24 protein-coding genes are annotated in these 22,282 nt (G+C 59.5%); 16 read left to right on the top strand and 8 right to left on the bottom strand.

What is annotated here, in order from left to right; translation table 11 throughout:
* Positions 1–9 precede the first annotated feature (9 nt).
* The 5 genes from ACA079_RS26580 to ACA079_RS26560 form a co-directional block, all read right to left on the bottom strand.
* Positions 10–1,032: an SIS domain-containing protein gene (locus tag ACA079_RS26580; protein WP_497701503.1), complete on the bottom strand. Its 1,023-nt coding sequence runs from the start codon at positions 1,030–1,032 to the stop codon at positions 10–12.
* Entirely contained in the window at positions 1,013–2,119 is a 1,107-nt protein-coding gene (gene nagA / locus ACA079_RS26575) for an N-acetylglucosamine-6-phosphate deacetylase (protein ID WP_497701502.1), read from the bottom strand. The genes ACA079_RS26580 and nagA overlap by 20 nt, the downstream gene beginning before the upstream one ends.
* Before the next feature lie 49 nt (positions 2,120–2,168).
* On the bottom strand, positions 2,169–2,900 hold the full coding sequence (locus ACA079_RS26570; protein WP_008151596.1) for a GntR family transcriptional regulator: 732 nt from the start codon (positions 2,898–2,900) through the stop codon (positions 2,169–2,171).
* A gap of 362 nt (positions 2,901–3,262) precedes the next feature.
* Positions 3,263–3,766 carry a L,D-transpeptidase family protein gene (locus ACA079_RS26565; protein ID WP_497701501.1) on the bottom strand — a complete coding sequence of 168 codons (504 nt, stop codon included), beginning with the start codon at positions 3,764–3,766 and terminating at the stop codon, positions 3,263–3,265.
* Positions 3,767–3,820: 54 nt separating this feature from the next.
* Positions 3,821–4,372, bottom strand: coding sequence for an NUDIX hydrolase (locus ACA079_RS26560; protein WP_497701500.1), 552 nt, complete (start codon positions 4,370–4,372; stop codon positions 3,821–3,823).
* A gap of 146 nt (positions 4,373–4,518) precedes the next feature.
* On the opposite strand from ACA079_RS26560, the gene ACA079_RS26555 reads away from it, so the two are divergent.
* The 5 genes from ACA079_RS26555 to purT all read left to right on the top strand — a co-directional run bounded on the left by ACA079_RS26555 (position 4,519) and on the right by purT (position 7,807).
* Entirely contained in the window at positions 4,519–5,118 is a 600-nt protein-coding gene (locus ACA079_RS26555; protein WP_056743377.1) for a CoA pyrophosphatase, read from the top strand.
* Between the two features lie 68 nt (positions 5,119–5,186).
* Positions 5,187–5,711, top strand: coding sequence for a gamma carbonic anhydrase family protein (locus ACA079_RS26550; protein ID WP_007954617.1), 525 nt, complete (start codon positions 5,187–5,189; stop codon positions 5,709–5,711).
* On the top strand, positions 5,708–5,923 hold the full coding sequence (locus ACA079_RS26545) for a DUF1289 domain-containing protein (protein ID WP_497701499.1): 216 nt from the start codon (positions 5,708–5,710) through the stop codon (positions 5,921–5,923). Before ACA079_RS26550 ends, ACA079_RS26545 begins: the two co-directional genes overlap by 4 nt.
* 135 nt (positions 5,924–6,058) lie before the next feature.
* Positions 6,059–6,526, top strand: a complete 468-nt coding sequence (locus ACA079_RS26540) for a VUT family protein (protein WP_310263625.1) — start codon at positions 6,059–6,061, stop codon at positions 6,524–6,526.
* Positions 6,527–6,625: 99 nt separating this feature from the next.
* Entirely contained in the window at positions 6,626–7,807 is a 1,182-nt protein-coding gene (purT, locus tag ACA079_RS26535; RefSeq protein ID WP_497701498.1) for a formate-dependent phosphoribosylglycinamide formyltransferase, read from the top strand.
* 105 nt (positions 7,808–7,912) lie between these two features.
* On the opposite strand, the gene ACA079_RS26530 is transcribed toward purT, so the two are convergent.
* The 3 genes from ACA079_RS26530 to ACA079_RS26520 form a co-directional block, all read right to left on the bottom strand.
* Complete coding sequence (locus ACA079_RS26530) at positions 7,913–9,229, bottom strand: MFS transporter (protein WP_497701497.1); 1,317 nt, start codon at positions 9,227–9,229, stop codon at positions 7,913–7,915.
* 269 nt (positions 9,230–9,498) lie between these two features.
* Positions 9,499–10,743, bottom strand: coding sequence for a transporter associated domain-containing protein (locus ACA079_RS26525; RefSeq protein ID WP_497701496.1), 1,245 nt, complete (start codon positions 10,741–10,743; stop codon positions 9,499–9,501).
* Positions 10,744–10,755: 12 nt separating this feature from the next.
* Positions 10,756–11,568, bottom strand: coding sequence for a cytochrome C assembly family protein (locus ACA079_RS26520; protein ID WP_436273557.1), 813 nt, complete (start codon positions 11,566–11,568; stop codon positions 10,756–10,758).
* Between the two features lie 210 nt (positions 11,569–11,778).
* Between ACA079_RS26520 and ffh the strand changes: the two genes are divergently transcribed.
* The 11 genes from ffh to ACA079_RS26465 all read left to right on the top strand — a co-directional run bounded on the left by ffh (position 11,779) and on the right by ACA079_RS26465 (position 22,202).
* Positions 11,779–13,155: a signal recognition particle protein gene (ffh, locus tag ACA079_RS26515; protein WP_497631495.1), complete on the top strand. Its 1,377-nt coding sequence runs from the start codon at positions 11,779–11,781 to the stop codon at positions 13,153–13,155.
* A 250-nt stretch (positions 13,156–13,405) separates the two neighbouring features.
* Positions 13,406–13,657: a 30S ribosomal protein S16 gene (rpsP, locus tag ACA079_RS26510; protein ID WP_007944872.1), complete on the top strand. Its 252-nt coding sequence runs from the start codon at positions 13,406–13,408 to the stop codon at positions 13,655–13,657.
* Positions 13,658–13,662: 5 nt separating this feature from the next.
* Positions 13,663–14,199, top strand: a complete 537-nt coding sequence (gene rimM, locus ACA079_RS26505; protein WP_010565276.1) for a ribosome maturation factor RimM — start codon at positions 13,663–13,665, stop codon at positions 14,197–14,199.
* Complete coding sequence (trmD, locus tag ACA079_RS26500) at positions 14,181–14,954, top strand: tRNA (guanosine(37)-N1)-methyltransferase TrmD (RefSeq protein WP_154503229.1); 774 nt, start codon at positions 14,181–14,183, stop codon at positions 14,952–14,954. Before rimM ends, trmD begins: the two co-directional genes overlap by 19 nt.
* Positions 14,955–14,999: 45 nt before the next feature.
* Positions 15,000–15,350 carry a 50S ribosomal protein L19 gene (rplS, locus tag ACA079_RS26495; protein WP_003175895.1) on the top strand — a complete coding sequence of 117 codons (351 nt, stop codon included), beginning with the start codon at positions 15,000–15,002 and terminating at the stop codon, positions 15,348–15,350.
* A 99-nt stretch (positions 15,351–15,449) separates the two neighbouring features.
* On the top strand, positions 15,450–16,346 hold the full coding sequence (gene xerD, locus ACA079_RS26490; RefSeq protein ID WP_497701495.1) for a site-specific tyrosine recombinase XerD: 897 nt from the start codon (positions 15,450–15,452) through the stop codon (positions 16,344–16,346).
* A 267-nt stretch (positions 16,347–16,613) separates the two neighbouring features.
* A complete protein-coding gene (gene dsbC / locus ACA079_RS26485) occupies positions 16,614–17,345 on the top strand; it encodes a bifunctional protein-disulfide isomerase/oxidoreductase DsbC (RefSeq protein WP_109628141.1) in 732 nt (243 codons plus the stop codon).
* A 134-nt stretch (positions 17,346–17,479) separates the two neighbouring features.
* Positions 17,480–18,784, top strand: a complete 1,305-nt coding sequence (locus ACA079_RS26480; RefSeq protein ID WP_046048339.1) for a homoserine dehydrogenase — start codon at positions 17,480–17,482, stop codon at positions 18,782–18,784.
* A 66-nt stretch (positions 18,785–18,850) separates the two neighbouring features.
* Entirely contained in the window at positions 18,851–20,260 is a 1,410-nt protein-coding gene (gene thrC / locus ACA079_RS26475; RefSeq protein WP_497701494.1) for a threonine synthase, read from the top strand.
* Positions 20,261–20,393: 133 nt separating this feature from the next.
* Entirely contained in the window at positions 20,394–21,752 is a 1,359-nt protein-coding gene (locus tag ACA079_RS26470; protein ID WP_497701493.1) for a transporter substrate-binding domain-containing protein, read from the top strand.
* Between the two features lie 162 nt (positions 21,753–21,914).
* Positions 21,915–22,202: a DUF3509 domain-containing protein gene (locus tag ACA079_RS26465; protein ID WP_497701492.1), complete on the top strand. Its 288-nt coding sequence runs from the start codon at positions 21,915–21,917 to the stop codon at positions 22,200–22,202.
* The last annotated feature ends 80 nt before the right edge of the window (positions 22,203–22,282 follow it).

Below are 22,282 nucleotides of genomic sequence, written 5' to 3'. Positions count from 1 at the left end.
GGTTCGGACTCAGTGCGTGCGCGTCACTTTGCTCAAATGCCGCGGCTGGTCCGGGTCCATGCCTCGGGCGACGGCCAAACCGGCGGCCATGACGTAGAAACTCTGGATCGCCAGAATCGGGTCGAGGGCCGGGTGCTCGGCGCGGGTCAGGGTGAGGTCGCGTTCGGCAACATCATCCGGTGCGGCCAGCAATACGCGGGCACCGCGCTGGCGCATGTCGGCGGCGAGGCTCAGCAAACCGGCCTGCTCGGCACCGCGCGGGGCGAAGATCAGCAGTGGATAATTTTCGTCGATCAACGCCATCGGGCCGTGACGGACCTCGGCGCTGCTGAAGGCTTCAGCCTGGATCGCCGAGGTTTCCTTGAATTTCAACGCGGCTTCCTGGGCGATGGCGAAACCTGCGCCACGGCCAATTACCATCAGGCGCTGGCAATCGCGCAAGGCATCGATGGCCAGGCTCCAGTCCTGTTTCGCCGCCTCGCGCAAACCTTCCGGCAGTGCGAGGCCGGCCTCCAGCAATTCCGCGTCCTCTTTCCAATGTGCGATCAGACGGGCGCTGGCGCTAAGGGTGGCGATAAAACTCTTGGTCGCGGCGACGCTGCTTTCGGTGCCGGCACACAACGGCAAGCTGAACTCACACGCGGCCTCCAGCGGCGAACTCTCGGCGTTGACCATCGAGATGCTCAGGGCGCCGCGCTTGCGCAGCAGACGCATGCTGTTCACCAGATCGGGACTTTGCCCGGACTGCGAGAAGGCGAACGCCACTTGGCCGCTGACCTTCAGCGGTGCTTGCAGCATGGTCACCACCGACATCGGCAACGACGCCACCGGGAAGCCCAACTGCTGCATGGTCAGGTAGGCGAAGTAACTGGCGGCATGATCGGAGCTGCCGCGAGCGACGGTCATCGCCACTTGCGGTGGCTGACGACGCAGGCGCCCGGCGATCTCGATCATCTGCGGGTCGAGTTGCTGCAATTGGGCTTGCACGGCCTCGAATGAGGACAGCGCCTCTTCAAGCATTTTTGAAGTCAATGTCTTCTCCTTCGACCATGACGGCGGTCAGTGTGAGTGAGCGATCGAGCCGCACGCAGTCGGCCCAGCTGCCGGGTTGCAGGCGCCCGCGTTCGTTGAGGCCGAGGTAGTCGGCGGGGAATTGCGAAAGACGTTGCGAGGCCTCGGCGATTGGCAAACCGATCTTCACCAGATTGCGCAGGGCCTGATCCATGGTCAGGGTGCTGCCGGCCAACGTGCCGTCGGGCAAGCGCACACCGCCCAGGCATTTGGTCACGGTGTGGCTGCCGAGCTTGTACTCACCGTCGGGCATGCCGGCAGCGGCGGTGGAGTCGGTGACGCAATACAGGCACGGGATCGAGCGCAGCGCCACACGGATGGCGCCGGGGTGCACGTGCAGCAAGTCCGGAATCAACTCGGCGTATTTGGCGTGAGCCAGTGCCGCGCCGACAATGCCCGGCTCGCGGTGATGCAGCGGGCTCATGGCGTTGTAGAGGTGGGTGAAACTGCTGGCGCCGGCGTTCAGCGCGGCAACGCCTTCCTCGTAACTGCCGAGGGTATGGCCGATTTGCATGCGTACGCCACGAGCGCTGAGGTCACGGATCAAGGCGTCGTGGCCGGCGATTTCCGGGGCGATGGTGATCACCCGGATCGGCGCCAGTGCCAGATATTCTTCGACTTCGGCCATCAACGCGGTGTGGGCGAAATTCGGTTGGGCGCCGAGTTTGCCGGGGTTGATGTAGGGGCCTTCGAGGTGCACGCCGAGGACTCGGGCGCTGCCTTTCGGGCGCTGTTCGCAATATTCGCCGACGGCTTTGAGCACGCTGGAAATTTCTTCCGGCGGCGCGGTCATGGTAGTCGCCAGCAGCGAAGTCGTGCCGAAACGCACGTGGGTTTTGGTGATGGTCTCGAAGGCTGGCGCACCTTCCATGATGTCTTTGCCGCCGCCGCCATGAACGTGGAGGTCGATGAAACCCGGCAGCAGGTAAGGCAGGTCGTTGTCGGCCGGATCGCACGGTTGGCCTTCGATCGACACGACCTTGCCGTGTTCGTGAATCAGCCGGCCGCGAACCCAGCCGCGGGCGGTGAGGATGTTGTCTTCGGACATGATCAGTTCTCGGTTCTTTAGCGGCGAAGCGGGTTATCGACGAAGTTCTTTATCTACGGAGCTCTGCGACAAAGTCGTAGTAGTCGTTGCGGCAATAGGTGTCGGTGACTTCGATCGGCGTGTTGTCTTCCAGGTAACCGACCCGGGTCATCAGCAGCATGGCGGTGCCGGGGGCGATGCCCACCAGGGCGGCGAACTCGTCCGAGGCGTTGATCGCCTGAATGTGCTGCAGGGCGCGGACGATCGGCTTGCCGATGCCGTCGAGGTATTCGTACAGGGAGTCGCCCACCGCTTGTGGCTTGGGAATGATCGAGGCGGGCAGGGTGCTCATCTCGATCGCCATCACCGTGTCGTCGGCTTTACGCAGACGCTTGAGCCGCGCGACCTTGTCGTTCGGCGAGAGGCCCAGGCGGATCAGTTCTTCGTGGGTCGGCGGAGTGATTTCACGCTCCAGCCATTGCGAGCCGGGGACGAAGCCCTTCAGGCGCAGCATTTCGCTAAAACCCGAGAGGCGCGACAGCGGTTGTTCCAGGCGTGGGGTGATGAAGGTGCCGGAACCTTGGTTGCGGCGGATCAGGCCTTGCTCGAACAAGACTTCCAACGCTTTGCGTGCAGTGACGCGGGAGATGCCCAGCATTTCGCTGAGGTTGCGCTCCGACGGCATGGCCTGTTCAGCTTTCCACTGGCCGGCATGGATCGCCGCTTCCAGATTGCGCGCCAATTGCAGGTACAACGGCGTGGGCTGGGTGTCGTCAGGGCGTAGGGCCTGGAGGTCATTCATGTAGGTTTTGTCCGATGCGGATATTGGAGTGTTGTCGCCCGGTGGTGGGGTGAAACCTAATACCACTTAAATACCATGTCAATGAGACCACTTTGCTGTTGGCGCGGGAAAGCCTGCCCTGATTGATGGGGGATAGGGTTGATGGTTTTAAGTGGTATTAGAGGTGGGGATTTTGAACGCAAAGATCGCAGCCTGCGGCAGCTCCTACCGATGGGAGTGGTATCTACCCGGTAGGAGCTGTCGCAGGCTGCGATCTTTTGAATTTATTTTTCGAGGAGCGACCAACGGTAGCGCTCGGAAGAGGGAGATCAGAAGCTACTCGATGTTTTTGTGGCGAGGGAGCAAGCTCCCTCGCCACAGGATTACGGACGGATTTCGATCATCGTGCCGTCCGGCACCAAACCCCAGACCTCGCGCATGTCCATGTTACGCATGGCAATGCAGCCGTCAGTCCAGTCCAGCGTGTGGAACAGGTCTTCGGGGTTTTCTTCAGTGTCCGGGGTGCCGTGGATCATGATCATGCTACCGGGTTCGACGCCTTCACGCCGGGAGCGCGCGGAGTCACTGATGTTCGGGTAGGAGATGTGCATCGCCAGATTGAATTTATCGCTGACCTTGCGCCAGTCCAGCCAATAGAAACCTTCAGGCGTGCGTTTGTCGCCTTCCATCAGCTTCGGCCCCTTGGGGCGTTTGCCCAAGGAAATGCGATAGGTCTTGAGCGGCTTGCCGTCATTGATCAATTGCAATTGGTGGGCGGACTTGAGCACCAGAACTTTTTCGATGACTTTGCCGTCCAGCGTTTCCGCAACGGAAGCCTGGGAGACAGCGACGAACGACAAGCAAAACAGGGCAAGCAACCAGCGCATTGAAACGATATCCCTAAGAGGTGTCGCGACTATTTAATAGTTATAGGTGTTTTTTTATTTATTGGCAGGCTGAGCAAGCGGCGGGATCGACTCGGACCGCACGGGGTAGACCTCGGTCCGCCGGTCAGCGAAGAAGCATTCTAAGGTACGGCCCACCGTGCGGAAAGCCAGCTCGGACCAAGGGATGTCGGCTTCTTCGAAAAGCGCCACTTCCAGACTCTCGGGACCGGCGGAAAAATCCAGGTCCACCAGCTCGGCGCGGAAGAACACATGCACCTGGCTGATGTGCGGCACGTCGATCAACGTATAGATGCTCAGGTTGCGCACCCGCGCGCAGGCTTCTTCGGCCGTCTCGCGAATGGCCGCCTGCTCGATGGTTTCACCGTTTTCCATGAAGCCGGCGGGCAGGGTCCAATAACCGAGCCGAGGCTCGATGGCGCGGCGGCACAGCAAGACCTTGGAGCCCCAGGTCGCCACGCAACCGGCGACGATATTGGGGTTCTGGTAGTGAATGGCCTGACAGCTGTCACAGACAAAACGCAGGCGCGAATCGCCCTCTGGAATGCGCTGGGTCACCGGGTTGCCGCACTGACTGCAAAATTTCATGCTTGGGTTCCTGAATGCTGCGCCTATCTTGGCGTGCGGCGGTGTCTGTCGGCAAGTTGTCGTTTAGCGACATGCAGTGGTTATGGGGTTGGGCGGTCGGTTCGATTGGTGCATGATGCGAGGTAGCGAATAAATCGAGAAGTCTCATGCTGGACGAGCTACTGCATCGAGTAAGCAACCACACCCCTCGCACACTGGAAACCGACAAACGTTTCCCTGAAGCCGCGGTACTGGTGCCCATCACTCGCAGTGACGAACCGGAACTGGTTCTGACCCTGCGCGCCAGCGGGCTCTCGACCCATGGCGGCGAAGTCGCCTTTCCCGGCGGGCGGCGCGACCCTGAAGACCCCGACCTTATTTTCACCGCCCTGCGCGAAGCCGAAGAAGAAATCGGCCTGCCGCCGGGGCTGGTCGAAGTGATCGGTCCGCTGAGCCCGTTGATCTCCCTGCACGGCATCAAGGTCACCCCCTATGTCGGTGTGATTCCGGACTTTGTCGAGTACCGGGCCAACGATGCCGAGATTGCCGCAGTCTTCAGCGTACCGCTGGAGTTCTTCCGCAAGGATCCGCGCGAACACACCCATCGCATCGATTACCAGGGCCGCAGTTGGTACGTGCCGAGCTATCGTTATGGCGAGTACAAAATCTGGGGCCTGACGGCGATTATGATCGTCGAGTTGATCAACCTGCTCTATGACGCCAAAATCAGCCTGCACCAGCCACCTAAGACGTTTATCAATACCTGAAGCCATCGCCCGTATGGCGTGAACCCCGCTTTTTGCAAGTGAGCCAGCCTGGCCTTGAGGACAATAAGATGAAATATCGCCTGGGCGACGCCCGCGTCGAAACCCATCCGCAGAGCTGGGTCGCACCCAATGCCGTGCTGGTGGGGAAGGTCAAACTGGAAGAGGGCGCCAACGTCTGGTTCAACGCTGTGCTGCGTGGCGACAACGAACTGATCCTGATCGGCAAGAACAGCAACGTCCAGGACGGCACGGTGATGCACACCGACATGGGTTACCCGCTGACCATCGGCACCGGCGTGACCATCGGCCATAACGCCATGCTTCATGGCTGCACGGTGGGCGATTACAGCTTGATCGGGATTAACGCGGTGATCCTCAATGGCGCGAAAATCGGCAAGAACTGCATCATCGGCGCCAACTCACTGATTGGTGAGGGCAAGGAGATTCCAGACGGTTCGCTGGTCATGGGCTCCCCCGGCAAAGTGGTGCGCGAGCTGACCGAGCCGCAGAAAAAAATGCTGGAGGCCAGTGCTGCTCACTATGTGCATAACTCGCAACGGTATGCCCGCGATCTGGTTGAGCAGGAAGAATGAACACGCCCGAGCGCCCGGTTCGATCGCCTTGCGTGAATATCTGCGCGCTGGACGAGGACGATATTTGCACCGGGTGTCAGCGCACAGTGGAAGAGATCACGCGCTGGAGCCGGATGGACAACGAAGAGCGCCGCAAGGTGTTGGGGTTGTGTCATGAGCGGGCTAAATCCAGCGGGATACTCTGGATGATCGGCAAAACTCCCGGCCTGTAGGAGCTGACGAGTGCAACGAGGCTGCGATCTTTTGATCTTGCCTTTAAAAAACAACGTCAAAAGATCGCAGCCTCGTTGCACTCGTCAGCTCCTACGGTACCCTGTGCGCAAAATTGACAGGTATCCCGCCGCCCCATGCTCTTCCTGATCGCTTACATCAGCAGCGTCGTGCTGATCAACTACGCCTTTTCCACCGCTCCGCACCTGGACATCATCTGGTCAGCCTGGGGTGGTTTGGTGTTCGTTTTGCGCGACATGGTGCAAACCCGTTTCGGCCATGGTGCGATCGCGGCGATGCTGGCAGCGCTGGTGTTGTCCTACGTGACGTCCGATCCCTCCATCGCGCTGGCCAGCGCCACGGCGTTCGCGGTGTCCGAATGTATCGATTGGCTGGTGTTCAGCATCACCAAGCGTCCCTTGCACGACCGCCTGTGGATAAGTTCGGCCCTGAGCATTCCCCTCGATACCTTCATCTTCTTCGGCATGATCGATGCGTTCACCCCAGGCGTGATCCTCACCGCCATGGGCTCAAAGTTCGCGGGCGTGACCGCCGTGTGGTTGATCATGGCCTGGCGCTTGCGCAAACAGGCCGTCGTCAGCTGAAGCCAAACCCGCAGGTTCATGTAAAATGCCGCGCTTTCTCCCCATGGGAAGCGCGCCAGGCGCAGCTACCCTCGATGATCCGCTTCTTGAGGACCTGAGATGACCCGTATCGGAACTCCATTGTCGCCAACCGCGACCCGCGTATTGCTGTGTGGCTGTGGCGAGTTGGGCAAGGAAGTGGTGATCGAGCTGCAACGCCTGGGCGTTGAAGTGATTGCCGTGGATCGCTACGCCAATGCGCCTGCCATGCAGGTCGCCCATCGCAGCCATGTGATCAACATGCTCGATGGCGCCGCCCTGCGTGCGGTGATCGAAGCCGAAAAGCCGCATTTCATCGTGCCGGAAATCGAAGCCATTGCCACCGCGACCCTCGTGGAACTGGAAGCCGAAGGCTTCACCGTGATCCCGACCGCTCGCGCCGCGCAGTTGACCATGAACCGCGAAGGCATCCGTCGCCTGGCCGCTGAAGAGCTGGACCTGCCGACCTCGCCGTACCACTTCGCCGACACCTTCGAGGATTACAGCAAGGCCATTCAGGACCTGGGCTTCCCGTGCGTGGTCAAGCCAGTCATGAGCTCCTCGGGTAAAGGCCAGAGCCTGCTGCGTAGCGTCGACGATGTAAAAACCGCTTGGGATTACGCTCAAGAAGGCGGCCGTGCCGGTAAAGGTCGCGTGATCGTCGAAGGCTTCATCGATTTCGACTACGAAATCACCCTGTTGACCGTGCGTCACGTTGGCGGCACTACGTTCTGCGCGCCAGTCGGTCACCGTCAGGAGAAGGGCGACTATCAGGAATCCTGGCAGCCACAAGCCATGAGCCCGATTGCCCTGGCCGAATCCGAGCGCGTTGCCAAAGCTGTCACTGAAGCCTTGGGTGGTCGTGGTCTGTTTGGTGTTGAGCTGTTCATCAAAGGTGATCAGGTGTGGTTCAGCGAAGTCTCGCCGCGTCCACATGACACCGGTCTGGTGACGTTGATTTCCCAGGACCTGTCGCAGTTTGCGTTGCACGCACGGGCGATTCTGGGCCTGCCGATTCCATTGATCCGTCAGTTCGGTCCATCGGCTTCGGCGGTGATTCTGGTGGAAGGGCAGTCGACCCAGACGGCTTTCGCCAATCTCGGTGCTGCGTTGAGCGAGCCGGATACGGCATTGCGTCTGTTCGGCAAGCCTGAGGTCAATGGTCAGCGCCGGATGGGTGTGGCGTTGGCGCGTGATGAGTCGATTGATGCTGCTCGCGCCAAAGCGACCCGCGCTTCTCAGGCTGTTGTTGTAGAGCTGTAAACCGAGTCGCGGCTATCGCGAGCAAGCTCGCTCCCACATTGAATCGCATTCTTTCTGTTAGAACGCCGTCCCTGTGGGAGCGAGCTTGCTCGCGATGGCGGCCTATCAGGCCACCCGATTCAAATCGTTATGCCGAGTCTCTTTCAGGCACAGCACAGCAATCAAACTCAGCACCGCCGCCCCCGACACATACCCGCCGACATAACTCAAACCACCCATCGCCACCAGCTTCTGTGCGAAGAACGGCGCCGCCGAGGCCCCGACAATGCCGCCCAGGTTGTAGGCCGCCGACGCACCGGTATAACGCACGTGGGTTGGAAACAGCTCCGGCAGCAGCGCGCCCATCGGCGCAAACGTCACGCCCATCAGAAACAGCTCGATGCACAGGAACAGCGCCACGCCCCAGGTCGAACCTTGGGTCAGCAGCGGCTCCATCAGGAAGCCGGACAGAATCGCCAGCACACCGCCGATGATCAGCACCGGTTTGCGCCCGTAACGATCGCTGGCCCAGGCCGACAGCGGCGTAGCGGCGGCCATGAACAGCACGGCGAAGCACAGCAGCGCGAGGAAGGTTTCGCGGGTGTAGCCGAGCGTCGACACGCCATAGCTCAGCGAAAACACCGTCGAGATATAAAACAACGCGTAGCACACCACCATCGACCCGGCACCCAGCAACATCGGCGCCCAGTACTGGCTGAACAGCTCGACCAGCGGGATTTTCACCCGCTCCTGGCGAGCCATTGCGTTGGCAAACACCGGGGTTTCGTGAAGCTTGAGGCGCACGTACAGACCGACCATCACTAGCGCGGCACTGAGCAGGAACGGAATCCGCCAGCCCCACGAGCGGAACTGCTCGTCGTTCAGGGTCATTGCCAGCGTAAGAAACAGCCCGTTGGCCGCGAGGAAGCCGATCGAGGGACCGAGTTGCGGGAACATGCCGAACCAGGCGCGTTTGCCCTTCGGTGCATTCTCGGTCGCCAGCAACGCCGCGCCGCCCCATTCACCGCCGAGTCCCAGGCCCTGGCCGAAGCGCAGCACGCAGAGCAGGATCGGCGCCCAGGCCCCAATGCTGTCGTAACCCGGGAGTACGCCGATCAGCGTGGTGCAAACGCCCATCAGCAGCAGTGAGGCAACCAGCGTCGATTTGCGCCCGATGCGGTCACCGAAGTGGCCGAAAAGCGCCGATCCCAGCGGTCGAGCCAGGAAGGCGATGCCGAAGGTGAGGAACGCCGACAGCATCTGGGCCGTACCGGAGGTCTGCGGAAAGAATACCGGACCGATCACCAGCGCAGCGGCAGTGGCATAGACGTAGAAGTCGTAGAACTCAATGGCGGTGCCGATGAAACTCGCGGTCGCCACGCGGGTGGCGGAGTTCGTCGGTTGCACAGGCGCGGTGTCGTTATAAGTCGTGCTGGTCGTCATGCAGTTATCCCTGACAGTCATGTGCCCCAGTGGAGCGAATTATTATGGTCGAACACCCAGGGATGTGGGCTTAACGCAGAGTGCGGGTAGCACTTGGGTATGGCGGGGCTTGGGTAAGCGGCTTGATTATAGGAAGGCGGCTAACGATCGAACAAGGCATAGATATGGAAAAAGATCGCAGCCTCGCTTCGCTCGACAGCTCCTACAAGGGAACGCATTCCAAACTGTAGGAGCTGTCGAGCGAAGCGAGGCTGCGATCTTTTAACTATCTAACGGATAGAGGCAATCGCAGGCGTCGAACTGGTATGCCAGATCAACACTCGCGAGACCCGATTGTCTTCCGTCTCCAGAATCTCCAGCCGATAACGCCCGATCTTCAGGCATACCGCACTTTCCGGAATCGTCTCCAGCGCCTCGGTCACCAACCCGTTGAGGGTTTTCGGACCGTCGCTCGGCAAGTGCCAGCCCAGGCTCTTGTTCAGTTCGCGAATCGACGCCGCACCTTCGATCACCAGGCGGCCATCGGCCTGTGGATGGATGTGCGGGTTATCCAGGCTGTGCTGGCTTTCGAACTCGCCGACGATTTCTTCGAGAATGTCTTCCAGGGTCACGACACCGAGTACTTCGCCGTACTCGTCGACCACCATGCCCAGGCGTCGCTGTTGTTTGTGGAAATTCAACAGCTGCAGTTGCAACGGGGTGCTTTCCGGCACGAAGTAGGGGTCGTGACAGGCTGCCAGCAGTGCCTCTCGGGTCAGACTGGCGTCGGACAGCAGATGGCGGATCTGCCGGGTGTTGAGCACCGCCTCGACCTGATTGATGTCGCTGTGGAAAACCGGCAAGCGCGTGCGTTTATTGGCGCGAAGCTGCTCGATGATTTCCTCGAGGGAGTCGTCCAGATTGACCCCGTCGACGTCACTGCGCGGCACCAGAATGTCGTTGACCGTGATGTTGTCCAGCGCATGGATGCCTGACAGCGGGTGAGGGCGGCAGACGGCGTGTTCGTGATCCTCATGCCGATCGTTCGAGGCCTCGTCTTCGCTCTGCTGCACCACTTTGACTTTGCGGGCGAACGGTCGCATCAGCAGTTGGCTTATGCCATTGAGCAACCAGGCGGCGGGATAGATGATTTTCAGTGGCGCGCCCAGCAAGGTATTGCCCAGGGCCAGGACTGCATCCGGATAACGGACGGCGAGGGTGCGCGGCAGGTAGTCGGCGAACACCAGAAGCACGGCGCCAGCCCCCAGGCAGGCTACCCATGGACCGTTTTCCGCCCAAGTGAAAATCGCCAGCAAGGTGCTGATGACCACGACCAGTGCGCGGCACAGAGTATTGCAGAGGATCAGGCTATTGAGCGAAAAGCTCAGCTTTGCCACCGGCTTGTCGCTCGAGCGCGAAGCTGTCCGCTGGGCGAGCAAGTACTGTTGCGCAGCTTCGATGGCGGTAAACAGCCCCGACCATAAAATCAGCAGGGCCACTACCGCGAGCATCGGCCCTATGGGCAAGTCGTCCATTAATGCCGCCCGTCAGATATGCAGGATGTATTCACGAACCAGCTTACTGCCGAAATACGCCAGCATCAGCAGGCAGAAACCGGCGAGAGTCCAGCGAATGGCCTTGTGTCCGCGCCAGCCGAGGCGGTTACGGCCCCAAAGCAACACGCTGAAAACGATCCAGGCGATGCACGCCAGCAAGGTTTTGTGCACCAGGTGCTGGGCGAACAGGTTGTCGACGAACAGCCAGCCAGAGATCAGCGACAGCGACAGCAGGGTCCAGCCGGCCCAGAGGAAGCCGAACAGCAGGCTTTCCATGGTTTGCAGCGGCGGGAAGTTCTTGATCAGGCCGGACGGGTGCTTGTGCTTGAGCTGATGGTCTTGAACCAGCAGCAGCAACGCCTGGAATACTGCGATGGTGAACATGCCGTAGGCGAGGATCGACAGCAGGATGTGGGCGAGGATGCCCGGTTCTTCGTCGATGATCTGCACGGTGCCGGCGGGGGCGAACTGTGCGAGCAGCACGGTGGCGGCGCCGAGCGGGAACAGCAATATAAGCAGGTTCTCCACCGGGATCCGCGAGCAGGCCAACAGCGTCAGGGCAATCACCGCGGCGGCAATCAGGCTGGCGGCGCTGAAAAAATCCAGGCCCAGGCCAATCGGTGTCAGCAGGTGGGTGAACAGACTGGCGCTATGAGCCAGCACGGCGAGCACGCCGAGCGTGACCAGCAGGCGTTTGTTCGCCTTGGCGCCGGTGGCCAGACGAGTGCCTTGATAGAGGGTCGCAGCGGCATATAAGCAGGCGGCGGCGAGGGTAGCTAGCAAACTGGGTGACAAGGGGAGCATAAATCCTGTTAGGCAAGCCCGAAAGGCGCTGAGTTTGGCATAGAACCCCCGCAGCACGAAAGACCATGCAACCTGACGACGAGGTGTCCGCCAGACGCAGTCTTCGCTATAATCCGCGACCTGCCCACGCCGCAGGCTCGCCGAGCACATGTTTATTCCGGTCTGGGCCGCCATTATCCCGGTCTACACAGGGCCTGAAAGGATCGCGCAATGTTTGAAAACTTAACCGACCGTCTCTCGCAGACGCTGCGCCATGTCACCGGCAAGGCCAAGCTGACCGAAGACAACATCAAAGACACCCTGCGCGAAGTGCGTATGGCGTTGCTCGAAGCTGACGTCGCCTTGCCGGTGGTGAAAGACTTCGTCAATTCGGTCAAGGAACGCGCCGTCGGCACCGAGGTGTCGCGCAGCCTGACGCCGGGCCAGGCCTTCGTGAAGATCGTCCAGGCCGAACTCGAAAGCCTGATGGGCGCGGCCAACGAAGACTTGAACCTGAGCGCCGTTCCTCCGGCCGTCGTGCTGATGGCCGGTTTGCAGGGTGCAGGTAAAACCACCACCGCCGGCAAACTCGCGCGCTTCCTTAAAGAGCGCAAGAAGAAGTCGGTCATGATCGTATCTGCGGACGTTTACCGTCCGGCAGCGATCAAGCAGCTGGAAATGCTCGCAGGTGAAGTCGGCGTTACCTTCTTCCCGTCCGACCTGAGCCAGAAGCCGGTCGACATCGCGCAAGCGGCTATTAAAGAAGCAAAACTGAAGTTTATCGACGTGGTCATCGTCGATACCGCCGGTCGCCTGCACATCGATGAAGAGATGATGGGCGAGATCAAGGCGCTGCATGCCGCGATCAACCCGGTCGAAACGCTGTTCGTGGTCGACGCCATGACCGGTCAGGACGCCGCCAACACGGCCAAGGCCTTCGGCGATGCTCTGCCGCTGACCGGTGTGATCCTGACCAAGGTCGACGGCGATGCCCGTGGTGGTGCCGCACTGTCGGTTCGCGCCATCACCGGCAAGCCGATCAAGTTCATCGGTATGGGCGAGAAGAGCGACGCGCTCGAGCCGTTCCACCCGGAGCGTATTGCTTCGCGCATCCTCGGCATGGGCGACGTACTCAGCCTGATCGAGCAGGCCGAGCAGACCCTCGACAAGGACAAGGCCGACAAACTGGCCAAGAAGCTGAAGAAGGGCAAGGGCTTCGACCTCGAAGACTTCCGCGATCAGCTGCAACAGATGAAAAACATGGGCGGCCTCGGCGGCCTCATGGACAAACTGCCAAACATCGGCGGCATGAACCTGGCGCAGATGGGCAACGCCCAAGGCGCGGCAGAGAAACAATTCAAGCAGATGGAAGCCATCATCAATTCCATGACCCCGGCCGAGCGCCGCGACCCTGAGCTGATCAGCGGTTCGCGCAAGCGTCGGATCGCCATGGGTTCCGGCACCCAGGTGCAGGACATCGGTCGCTTGATCAAGCAGCACAAGCAGATGCAGAAGATGATGAAGAAGTTCTCCGCTAAAGGCGGAATGGCCAAAATGATGCGCGGCATGGGCGGTATGTTGCCCGGCGGCGGCATGCCGAGAATGTAAAGAATCCGCGTCGGCAGCGATGTCGACGCAGCCCCACATGGACGTGGGATCTCCAGCAAACCCGCACTTGGCGGGAGCTGACTGGCCGTTTTCAACGACGGCTCTATAGCAAATCTTGATGGCGACTGAAAGGCCGCCGGAAAAAGTCATTTGCAAAAGTCCGGATATTCCTTAGAATATGCGGCCTTTCGGGCACCTATGCCCGCTGTGCCTTTAGATTTGCAGCACCGACTACAGGAACGATGTTCACATGCTAACAATCCGTCTTGCCCTTGGCGGCTCCAAAAAGCGCCCGTTTTACCACTTGACCGTAACCGACAGCCGCAACCCGCGCGACGGTTCGCACAAGGAACAGGTTGGTTTCTTCAACCCTGTTGCTCGTGGTCAAGAAGTCCGTCTGTCCGTGAACCAAGAGCGCGTAGCCTACTGGCTGAGCGTTGGTGCACAACCTTCTGAGCGTGTTGCTCAGTTGTTGAAGGACGCGGCTAAGGCTGCGGCCTGAGCAATATGAACGCGACGCCAGCTGTTGCTGATGATTTGATCGTTATTGGCAAAATTTATTCGGTTCATGGCGTTCGCGGCGAAGTGAAGGTGTATTCCTTTACTGATCCGACTGAAAACCTGTTGCAGTACAAAACCTGGACGCTCAAGCGCGAAGGTAGTGTGAAACAGGTCGAGCTGGTCAGCGGACGTGGGAACGATAAGTTCCTGGTCGCAAAGCTCAAGGGTCTTGATGATCGTGAAGAAGCGCGTCTTCTGGCCGGTTATGAGATCTGCGTGCCGCGCAACCTGTTCCCTGAATTGACCGACGGCGAGTACTACTGGTACCAGCTGGAAGGTCTGAAGGTCATTGATCAACTCGGGCAATTGCTCGGGAAAATCGATCATCTTCTGGAAACCGGCGCCAATGATGTAATGGTGGTCAAGCCTTGCGCTGGCAGCCTGGATGATCGCGAACGCCTGTTGCCCTATACGGAGCAATGCGTGTTGGCCGTCGACCTTGCCGCAGGCGAGATGAAGGTGGAATGGGATGCGGACTTCTAAGCGTGGCTAACTTGCGCGTAGAAGTGATCAGTTTGTTTCCCGAGATGTTCTCCGCCATCAGCGAGTACGGCATCACCAGTCGTGCGGTGAAACAGGGGCTCTTGCAGCTCACCTGTTGGAATCCGCGAGACTACACGACGGATCGACATCACACTGTGGATGATCGCCCATTTGGCGGTGGTCCGGGCATGGTGATGAAGATCAAGCCCCTGGAAGATGCGTTGGTTCAGGCCAAGGCAGCAGCCGGGGAGGCGGCGAAGGTAATTTACCTGTCCCCCCAAGGCCGTCAACTGACTCAGTCGGCGGTACGCGAGTTGGCGAATCTGGATGCATTGATCCTGATTGCCGGCCGCTATGAAGGCATTGACGAGCGTTTTATAGAGGCTCATGTCGATGAAGAGTGGTCGATTGGCGACTATGTACTGTCTGGCGGCGAGCTGCCGGCGATGGTCCTGATCGATGCGGTTACACGACTGCTGCCTGGAGCTTTAGGGCATGCGGACTCCGCCGAGGAAGATTCCTTTACGGATGGTTTGCTGGATTGCCCGCACTACACCCGACCGGAGGTGTATGCGGATCAGCGTGTTCCCGACGTGTTGCTAAGTGGCAATCACGCGCATATCCGGCGTTGGCGTTTACAGCAGTCCCTTGGTAGGACCTTTGAACGACGCGCCGATCTTCTGGAAAGCCGCTCGCTTTCTGGAGAAGAGAAGAAGCTGCTCGAGGAATACATCCGCGAGCGGGACGATAGTTAACAACGTATCGATGGTAGATCCGACGATTTACCTTAGGAGCACAGCATGACTAACAAAATCATCCTTGCACTCGAAGCAGAGCAGATGACCAAAGAGATCCCTACCTTTGCCCCGGGCGACACCATTGTCGTTCAGGTGAAAGTGAAGGAAGGCGACCGTTCGCGTCTGCAAGCGTTCGAAGGTGTTGTTATCGCCAAGCGTAACCGCGGCGTAAACAGTGCTTTCACCGTTCGTAAAATCTCCAACGGTGTTGGCGTAGAGCGTACTTTCCAGACCTACAGCCCGCAAATCGACAGCATGGCCGTTAAACGTCGCGGTGACGTACGTAAAGCCAAGCTGTACTACCTGCGTGACCTGTCCGGTAAAGCAGCTCGCATCAAGGAAAAACTGGCTTAAGTCCAGCTTCCGATGCAGAAAAAAGCAGCCTACGGGCTGCTTTTTTGTTGCCTGCGATTTATCTTCCATGGCCGTACTGTCGGTCTTGTCTGAGCCTTTATGCCTGCCATCGATCACCCACTGATAGACCAATTCCTCGACGCTCTGTGGCTGGAGAAAGGTCTTTCCGATAACACCCGCGATGCCTATCGCAGCGACTTGGCCCTGTTCCACGGCTGGCTGCAGGAAAAAGGGTTGGAGTTGATCAACGCCGGCCGCGAATTGATCCTCGATCACTTGGCCTGGCGCCTGGAGCAAAACTACAAACCCCGCTCGACGGCGCGATTTCTCTCCGGCGTGCGTGGCTTTTATCGCTATTTGCTGCGGGAAAAGCTGATTGCAGTCGATCCGACCTTGCGTGTCGATATGCCGCAGCTGGGTCGACCACTGCCTAAATCCTTGTCGGAAGCGGACGTGGAGGCCTTGTTAAAAGCGCCTGACCTGAGCGAAGCCATCGGCCAGCGTGACCGCGCCATGCTCGAAGTGCTTTATGCGTGCGGCTTGCGGGTGACAGAGTTGATCAGCCTGACACTGGAGCAGGTCAATCTGCGCCAAGGCGTGCTGCGAGTGATGGGCAAGGGCAGCAAGGAGCGGCTGGTGCCGATGGGCGAGGAGGCGATTGTCTGGGTCGAGCGTTACCTGCGTGATGGCCGCCAGGAGCTGCTTGGGGGGCGTCCCAGCGATGTCATGTTCCCCAGCCAGCGCGGCGAGCAAATGACTCGGCAGACCTTCTGGCATCGCATCAAGCACCAGGCCAAGGTTGCCGGGATCGGCAAGTCGCTGTCGCCGCATACCTTGCGCCATGCCTTCGCCACGCACCTGCTCAACCACGGCGCCGACCTGCGGGTAGTGCAAATGCTGCTCGGCCACAGCGACCTGTCGACCACGCAGATCTACACCCACGTCGCCCGCGCACGTTTGCAAGACCTGCACGCCAAACACCATCCACGCGGCTGAGCGATTTGTGATCTGCTTTTCTGTGGGAGCGAGCTTGCTCGCGATGAGGCCCGTACATCCAATATTAATGTTGCCTGACACACCGCTATCGCGAGCAAGCTCGCTCCCACAGAAAGCTGACGGCACCCGCGATGTGTTGCATCACCCGCATTCGGCCACAGGGGCCTTATGTGGTAGGCTTTGCCGGTTTGCACGATGGGCGTTTATGACCCGGTGTTTCGGCACGGGCGTTCTGATCGACCCATTTGTCCGCCTTCAGGAGTTCTCATGCGTCTGACCCAGATTTTCGCCGCCGCAGCCATTGCGTTGGTCAGCACCTTTGCCGTCGCCGATGACGCGGCCGACAAAGCTATTCGTAAAAGCCTGGAAAACCTCCAGCTCGAAGTACCGGTAGAAAGCATCTCCGCCAGTCCGCTGCCGGGTCTGTACGAAGTCAAACTGCAAGGCAGCCGTGTGCTCTACGCCAGCGCCGACGGCCAGTACGTGGTGCAGGGCTACATGTTCCAGCTCAAGGACGGCAAGCCGATCAACCTGACCGAGAAGACCGAACGCCTGGGCGTGTCCAAACTGGTCAACGCAATCCCGGTCGCGGAAACCGTGGTCTACCCGGCGATCGGCGAAACCAAATCGCACATCACCGTGTTCACCGATACCACCTGCCCGTATTGCCACAAGCTGCACGCCGAAGTGCCTGAGCTGAACAAGCGCGGCATCGAAGTGCGTTACGTCGCGTTCCCGCGCCAGGGCCTTGGCTCGCCGGGTGACGAACAGCTGCAAGCGGTCTGGTGCTCGAAAGACAAGAAAGCCGCCATGGACAAGATGGTCGACGGCAAGGAAATCAAGGCCGCCAAGTGCGATAACCCGGTTTCCAAGCAGTTCGCCCTCGGTCAGTCGATCGGCGTGAACGGTACACCGGCCATCGTTTTGGCCGACGGCCAAGTCATTCCGGGCTACCAGCCTGCGCCACAAGTCGCCAAACTGGCGCTGGGCGCGAAGTAAATTCGCATCGTCACGGTCAGCCATTGACGATCATGGTTCGGCGGCAGCATTCGCCGGGCCATTAATAGAGAACCGCGAGTATGCGGTTGTTTTCACGGCCGGCCTTGAGTCGGCCGTTTTATGGGGAGTTCACAGTGAAACCGGTCAAAGTAGGCATCTGTGGGTTAGGGACCGTCGGTGGCGGTACCTTCAACGTACTTCAGCGTAACGCCGAGGAAATTGCTCGTCGTGCCGGGCGTGGAATCGAAGTGGCACAAATTGCCATGCGCACGCCAAAGCCTCAGTTCCAGACGACCGGTATTGCGATTACCAACGATGTCTTCGAAGTGGCCACGAACCCTGAGATCGACATCGTCATAGAGCTGATGGGCGGCTACACCGTTGCCCGCGAGCTGGTACTCAAAGCGATCGAGAACGGAAAACATGTTGTGACCGCGAACAAGGCGTTGATCGCCGTTCACGGTAATGAAATTTTCGCCAAGGCCCGGGAGAAGGGCGTGATTGTGGCGTTCGAAGCCGCCGTGGCCGGTGGCATTCCGGTGATCAAGGCGATCCGTGAAGGCCTGTCGGCCAACCGCATCAACTGGGTCGCCGGCATCATCAACGGCACCGGCAACTTCATCCTCACCGAAATGCGTGAGAAGGGCCGCACCTTCGAAGACGTACTCGCTGAGGCGCAAGCCCTGGGTTACGCCGAAGCCGATCCGACCTTCGACGTTGAAGGCATCGACGCAGCCCACAAGCTGACGATCCTGGCGTCGATCGCGTTCGGCATCCCGCTGCAGTTCGACAAGGCCTACACCGAAGGCATCACCAAGCTGACCACCGCTGACGTGAACTACGCCGAAGCGCTGGGCTATCGCATCAAGCACCTGGGCGTGGCGCGCAGCACCGCGGCCGGTATCGAGTTGCGAGTGCACCCGACGCTGATCCCGGCCGATCGCCTGATCGCCAACGTCAACGGCGTGATGAACGCGGTGATGGTCAACGGTGATGCCGCCGGTTCGACCCTGTTCTACGGCGCTGGCGCTGGTATGGAGCCGACCGCTTCGTCGGTGATCGCCGACCTGGTGGACGTGGTTCGCGCCATGACTTCCGACCCGGAAAACCGTGTACCGCATCTGGCGTTCCAGCCGGATTCGCTGTCGGCCCACCCGATCCTGCCGATCGAAGCCTGCGAAAGCTCCTATTACCTGCGTATCCAGGCCAAGGACCATCCTGGCGTGTTGGCGCAGGTGGCGAGCATCCTGTCGGAGCGCGGCATCAACATCGAATCGATCATGCAGAAGGAAGTCGAAGAACACGACGGCCTGGTGCCGATGATCCTGCTGACTCACCGCGTGCTGGAACAGCACATGAACGACGCGATCGCCGCCCTCGAAGCATTGGCAGGCGTAGTCGGTCCGGTCGTACGGATCCGCGTCGAGCACCTGAACTAAGCCGTTATCGTTCACCGGGCTCGCCTGCGGGCCCGGATTTGCGAACACTGTCTATTGGAGCCAGTCATGCGTTATATCAGTACCCGCGGCCAGGCACCGGCCCTGAATTTCGAAGACGTCCTGCTGGCCGGTCTGGCCACGGACGGTGGTCTGTACGTCCCGGAAAACCTGCCACGTTTCACCCAGGAAGAAATCGCTTCCTGGGCCGGCCTGCCGTATCACGAACTGGCCTTCCGGGTGATGCGCCCGTTCGTGACCGGCAGCATCCCTGACGCCGATTTCAAAAAGATTCTGGAAGAGACTTACGGCGTGTTTTCCCACAACGCCGTGGCACCGTTGCGTCAGCTGAACGGCAACGAATGGGTGTTGGAGCTGTTCCACGGCCCGACCCTCGCGTTCAAAGACTTCGCCCTGCAACTGCTGGGTCGTCTGCTCGACTACGTGTTGGAAAAACGCGGTGAGCGCGTGGTGATTGTCGGCGCCACCTCCGGCGACACCGGTTCGGCCGCCATCGAAGGCTGCAAGCACTGCGAAAACGTCGACATCTTCATCCTGCACCCGCACAACCGCGTGTCCGAAGTGCAGCGTCGCCAGATGACCACCATCTTCGGCGAGAACATCCACAACATCGCCATCGAAGGCAACTTCGATGACTGCCAGGAAATGGTCAAGGCGAGCTTCGCCGACCAGAGCTTCCTCAAAGGCACGCGTCTGGTGGCGGTTAACTCGATCAACTGGGCTCGGATCATGGCCCAGATCGTTTACTACTTCCATGCAGCCCTGCAGTTGGGCGGCCCGGCACGTTCGGTATCGTTCTCGGTGCCGACCGGCAACTTCGGCGACATCTTCGCCGGTTACCTGGCACGCAACATGGGCCTGCCAATCAACCAGTTGATCGTCGCCACCAACCGCAACGACATCCTGCACCGCTTCATGAGCGGCAATCAGTACGTCAAGGACACCCTGCACGCCACGCTGTCGCCGTCGATGGACATCATGGTGTCGTCGAACTTCGAACGCCTGCTGTTCGACCTGCACGGTCGCAACGGCGCAGCGATTGCCGGGCTGATGGACACCTTCAAGCAAGGTGGCGGTTTCAGCGTCGAACAGGAACGCTGGACCGAAGCCCGCAAGCTGTTCGATTCGCTGGCCGTGGATGACGCTCAAACCTGCGAAACCATTGCTGAAGTTTATGAGCAAACCGGCGAACTGCTGGATCCGCACACCGCTATCGGCGTGAAGGCGGCGCGCGAGTGCCGTCGCAGCCTGGATATCCCGATGGTGATCCTCGGTACGGCGCATCCGGTCAAATTCCCGGACGCAGTGGAAAAAGCTGGCGTAGGAAAAGCGCTCGAACTACCTGCACATCTTTCTGATTTGTTTGAGCGAGATGAGCGCTGCACCGTGCTGCCAAATGACCTGAAAGCCGTGCAGGCCTTTGTCAGTAAGCATGGCAACCGCGGCAAGCCTCTGTAACCGATTAAAACTGTCACATTTTGAAGCCCGTCTCCTGACGGGCTTTCTCATTTCTGCATGCCACACTTGTCGAGTTTCGTAAATGAAGAGCCGCCCATGAAGGGCGGGCGAGACGATCACCAAGGAAGTGGCAATGCTGTTTTTCAGAGGGTTAAAACCAGCCGCGTGCTGGATGTTTTTTTTAGTCGGTACCCTGGGCTTTGCTCAATGGGGGAGCGCGTCGCAATTGATGGCGCCTGGGGCTGGAGAGGTGGTCGCCGGCGCAACAATCGAAATGGACGCTCAGGAGTTGGAATGGATTGCCGGGCATTCGAAAGTCATCGTCGCATCGGTGCAATACCCGCTGTACCTGTTCAAGGATGAGCACGGCCAATGGAGCGGCTTGAACAATGATCTGCTCAACCGCATCAGCGCGATGACGGGGTTGCAGTTTGTTCACGAAGAATCGTTTTCCACCGATCAGTTGCTCGGGCGACTGGAAAGTGGCGCAGCGGACATGAGTACGACGCTGGCGATGAATGACGAACGCAAGACGTTTCTGGATTTCAGTCATGCGTTCGGTGGCGCTGGCTGGGTGTTCGTCGGGCGAGCCGGGGCGCCGAAGGTGCAATCCCTGGAGCAACTGTCGGGAAGGGTTCTGGTGTTGCCGACCCGGCATGCGCTGGAGGCCACGATTCGCCGCGATCATCCGGACATCGAGCTGCGCTCGGTTAAAACCTACGCGGAGGCCCGGGCGCTGGTCGAGAGCAGTGAGGCCTATGCCACCATCGAAAACGAAACCGGAGCACAACTCTATCCGTCCGGGCAGCTCAAGGTCGGGTATACGGTGGAGGGCAAATGGGAGGCGGACCACTTGGCCGTACGCAAAGGTCAGCCTCAGCTGTCGAGCATCCTCAACAAGGCGCTTGAGGCGCTTGATCCTGCCGAATTGCGCGCCATTCGCCTGAAATGGCTCAATGGAATTGCCCCCGTCAAGGTGCCCGGCGCCTGGCACCGACTCGCCGAGTGGGGCTGCTGGGGAATGTTTATCGTCAGTCTGTTCGGCCTGTTGTCCCTGCTCTGGAACCGACGGCTCACGGTATTGATCCAGCAGCGCCTGGATGCCGAGAAAAGTCTTAGCGATCAGCTTGCCTTCCAGCATGCGTTGATGGACGCCATGCCCGATCCGATGTTTGTTCGTGATCTGCAAGGGCGTTTGATCATGTGCAACAAAAGTTATGAAGAGGGCTTGTCGACCCGTTTCGACCAGATTCAGGGACGACAGCTGATTGAACTGGACGTCTTGCCCAAAGAGACCGCCGAACTGCTGCATGCAGAGTTCATGGCCCAGCTCGGTACACGCAAGACGCGCTTCAGTGAGCGTCAATTGATGTTCAACAACGGCGTCAGGCATGTCTATCAGTGGACGGTGCCTTTTTACGGTGCCGACGGACAATTGCGGGGACTGCTGGGAGGATGGACCGATATCGGCAAGCGTAAGCAGCAGGGGTGACGCGGCTGTTTTTTCTCTGTCATCTTGGCCGTGCATGCTCTATTGACCAGAGGCGCAGGTTCACCAGCAGTCGGTATCCAGAACTTTCTTCTCGAGCCAGTGGTCATTTACTGTAGGCACGCCCCAGGCACTTTTTTTTCGGACTATTGAGTGGTGATCGAGATGGAAAGTATCAGTCTATTGCTCGGTGAAGCTCTGAGCCCGTATCAGGTAACGTTGACCCCGTCGGGGACCCATGGCGAATGCCTGGTGACACTGAAAAATGCGACCGGCGCGATCGTGGTCGAGCGGCCGTTCAATCAGGCTCAGTTGACCAGCAAACGTCTACTGACGGATGTTGTCGACGGTTTGCATCGCGACGTGTTGATCGCCGAAGGTCGGCTGGAGCCCTGCGTCATCGCGGCGTTGCGCAACGCTGCTCAGGACAAGATCCTGGCCAACCGAAATTGAATTGTTTTTTGTGGGAACCTTCCTGCGCTTAGGTCAGTCAGACCTTGTAACAGCAGGATCAAGCATTGTGCTCCGGTGCT

The organism is Pseudomonas sp. LBUM1645, from assembly GCF_059716185.1.
The sequence above is the reverse complement of the archived record's forward strand: the minus strand, read 5'-3'. Positions and strand labels throughout refer to the sequence as shown.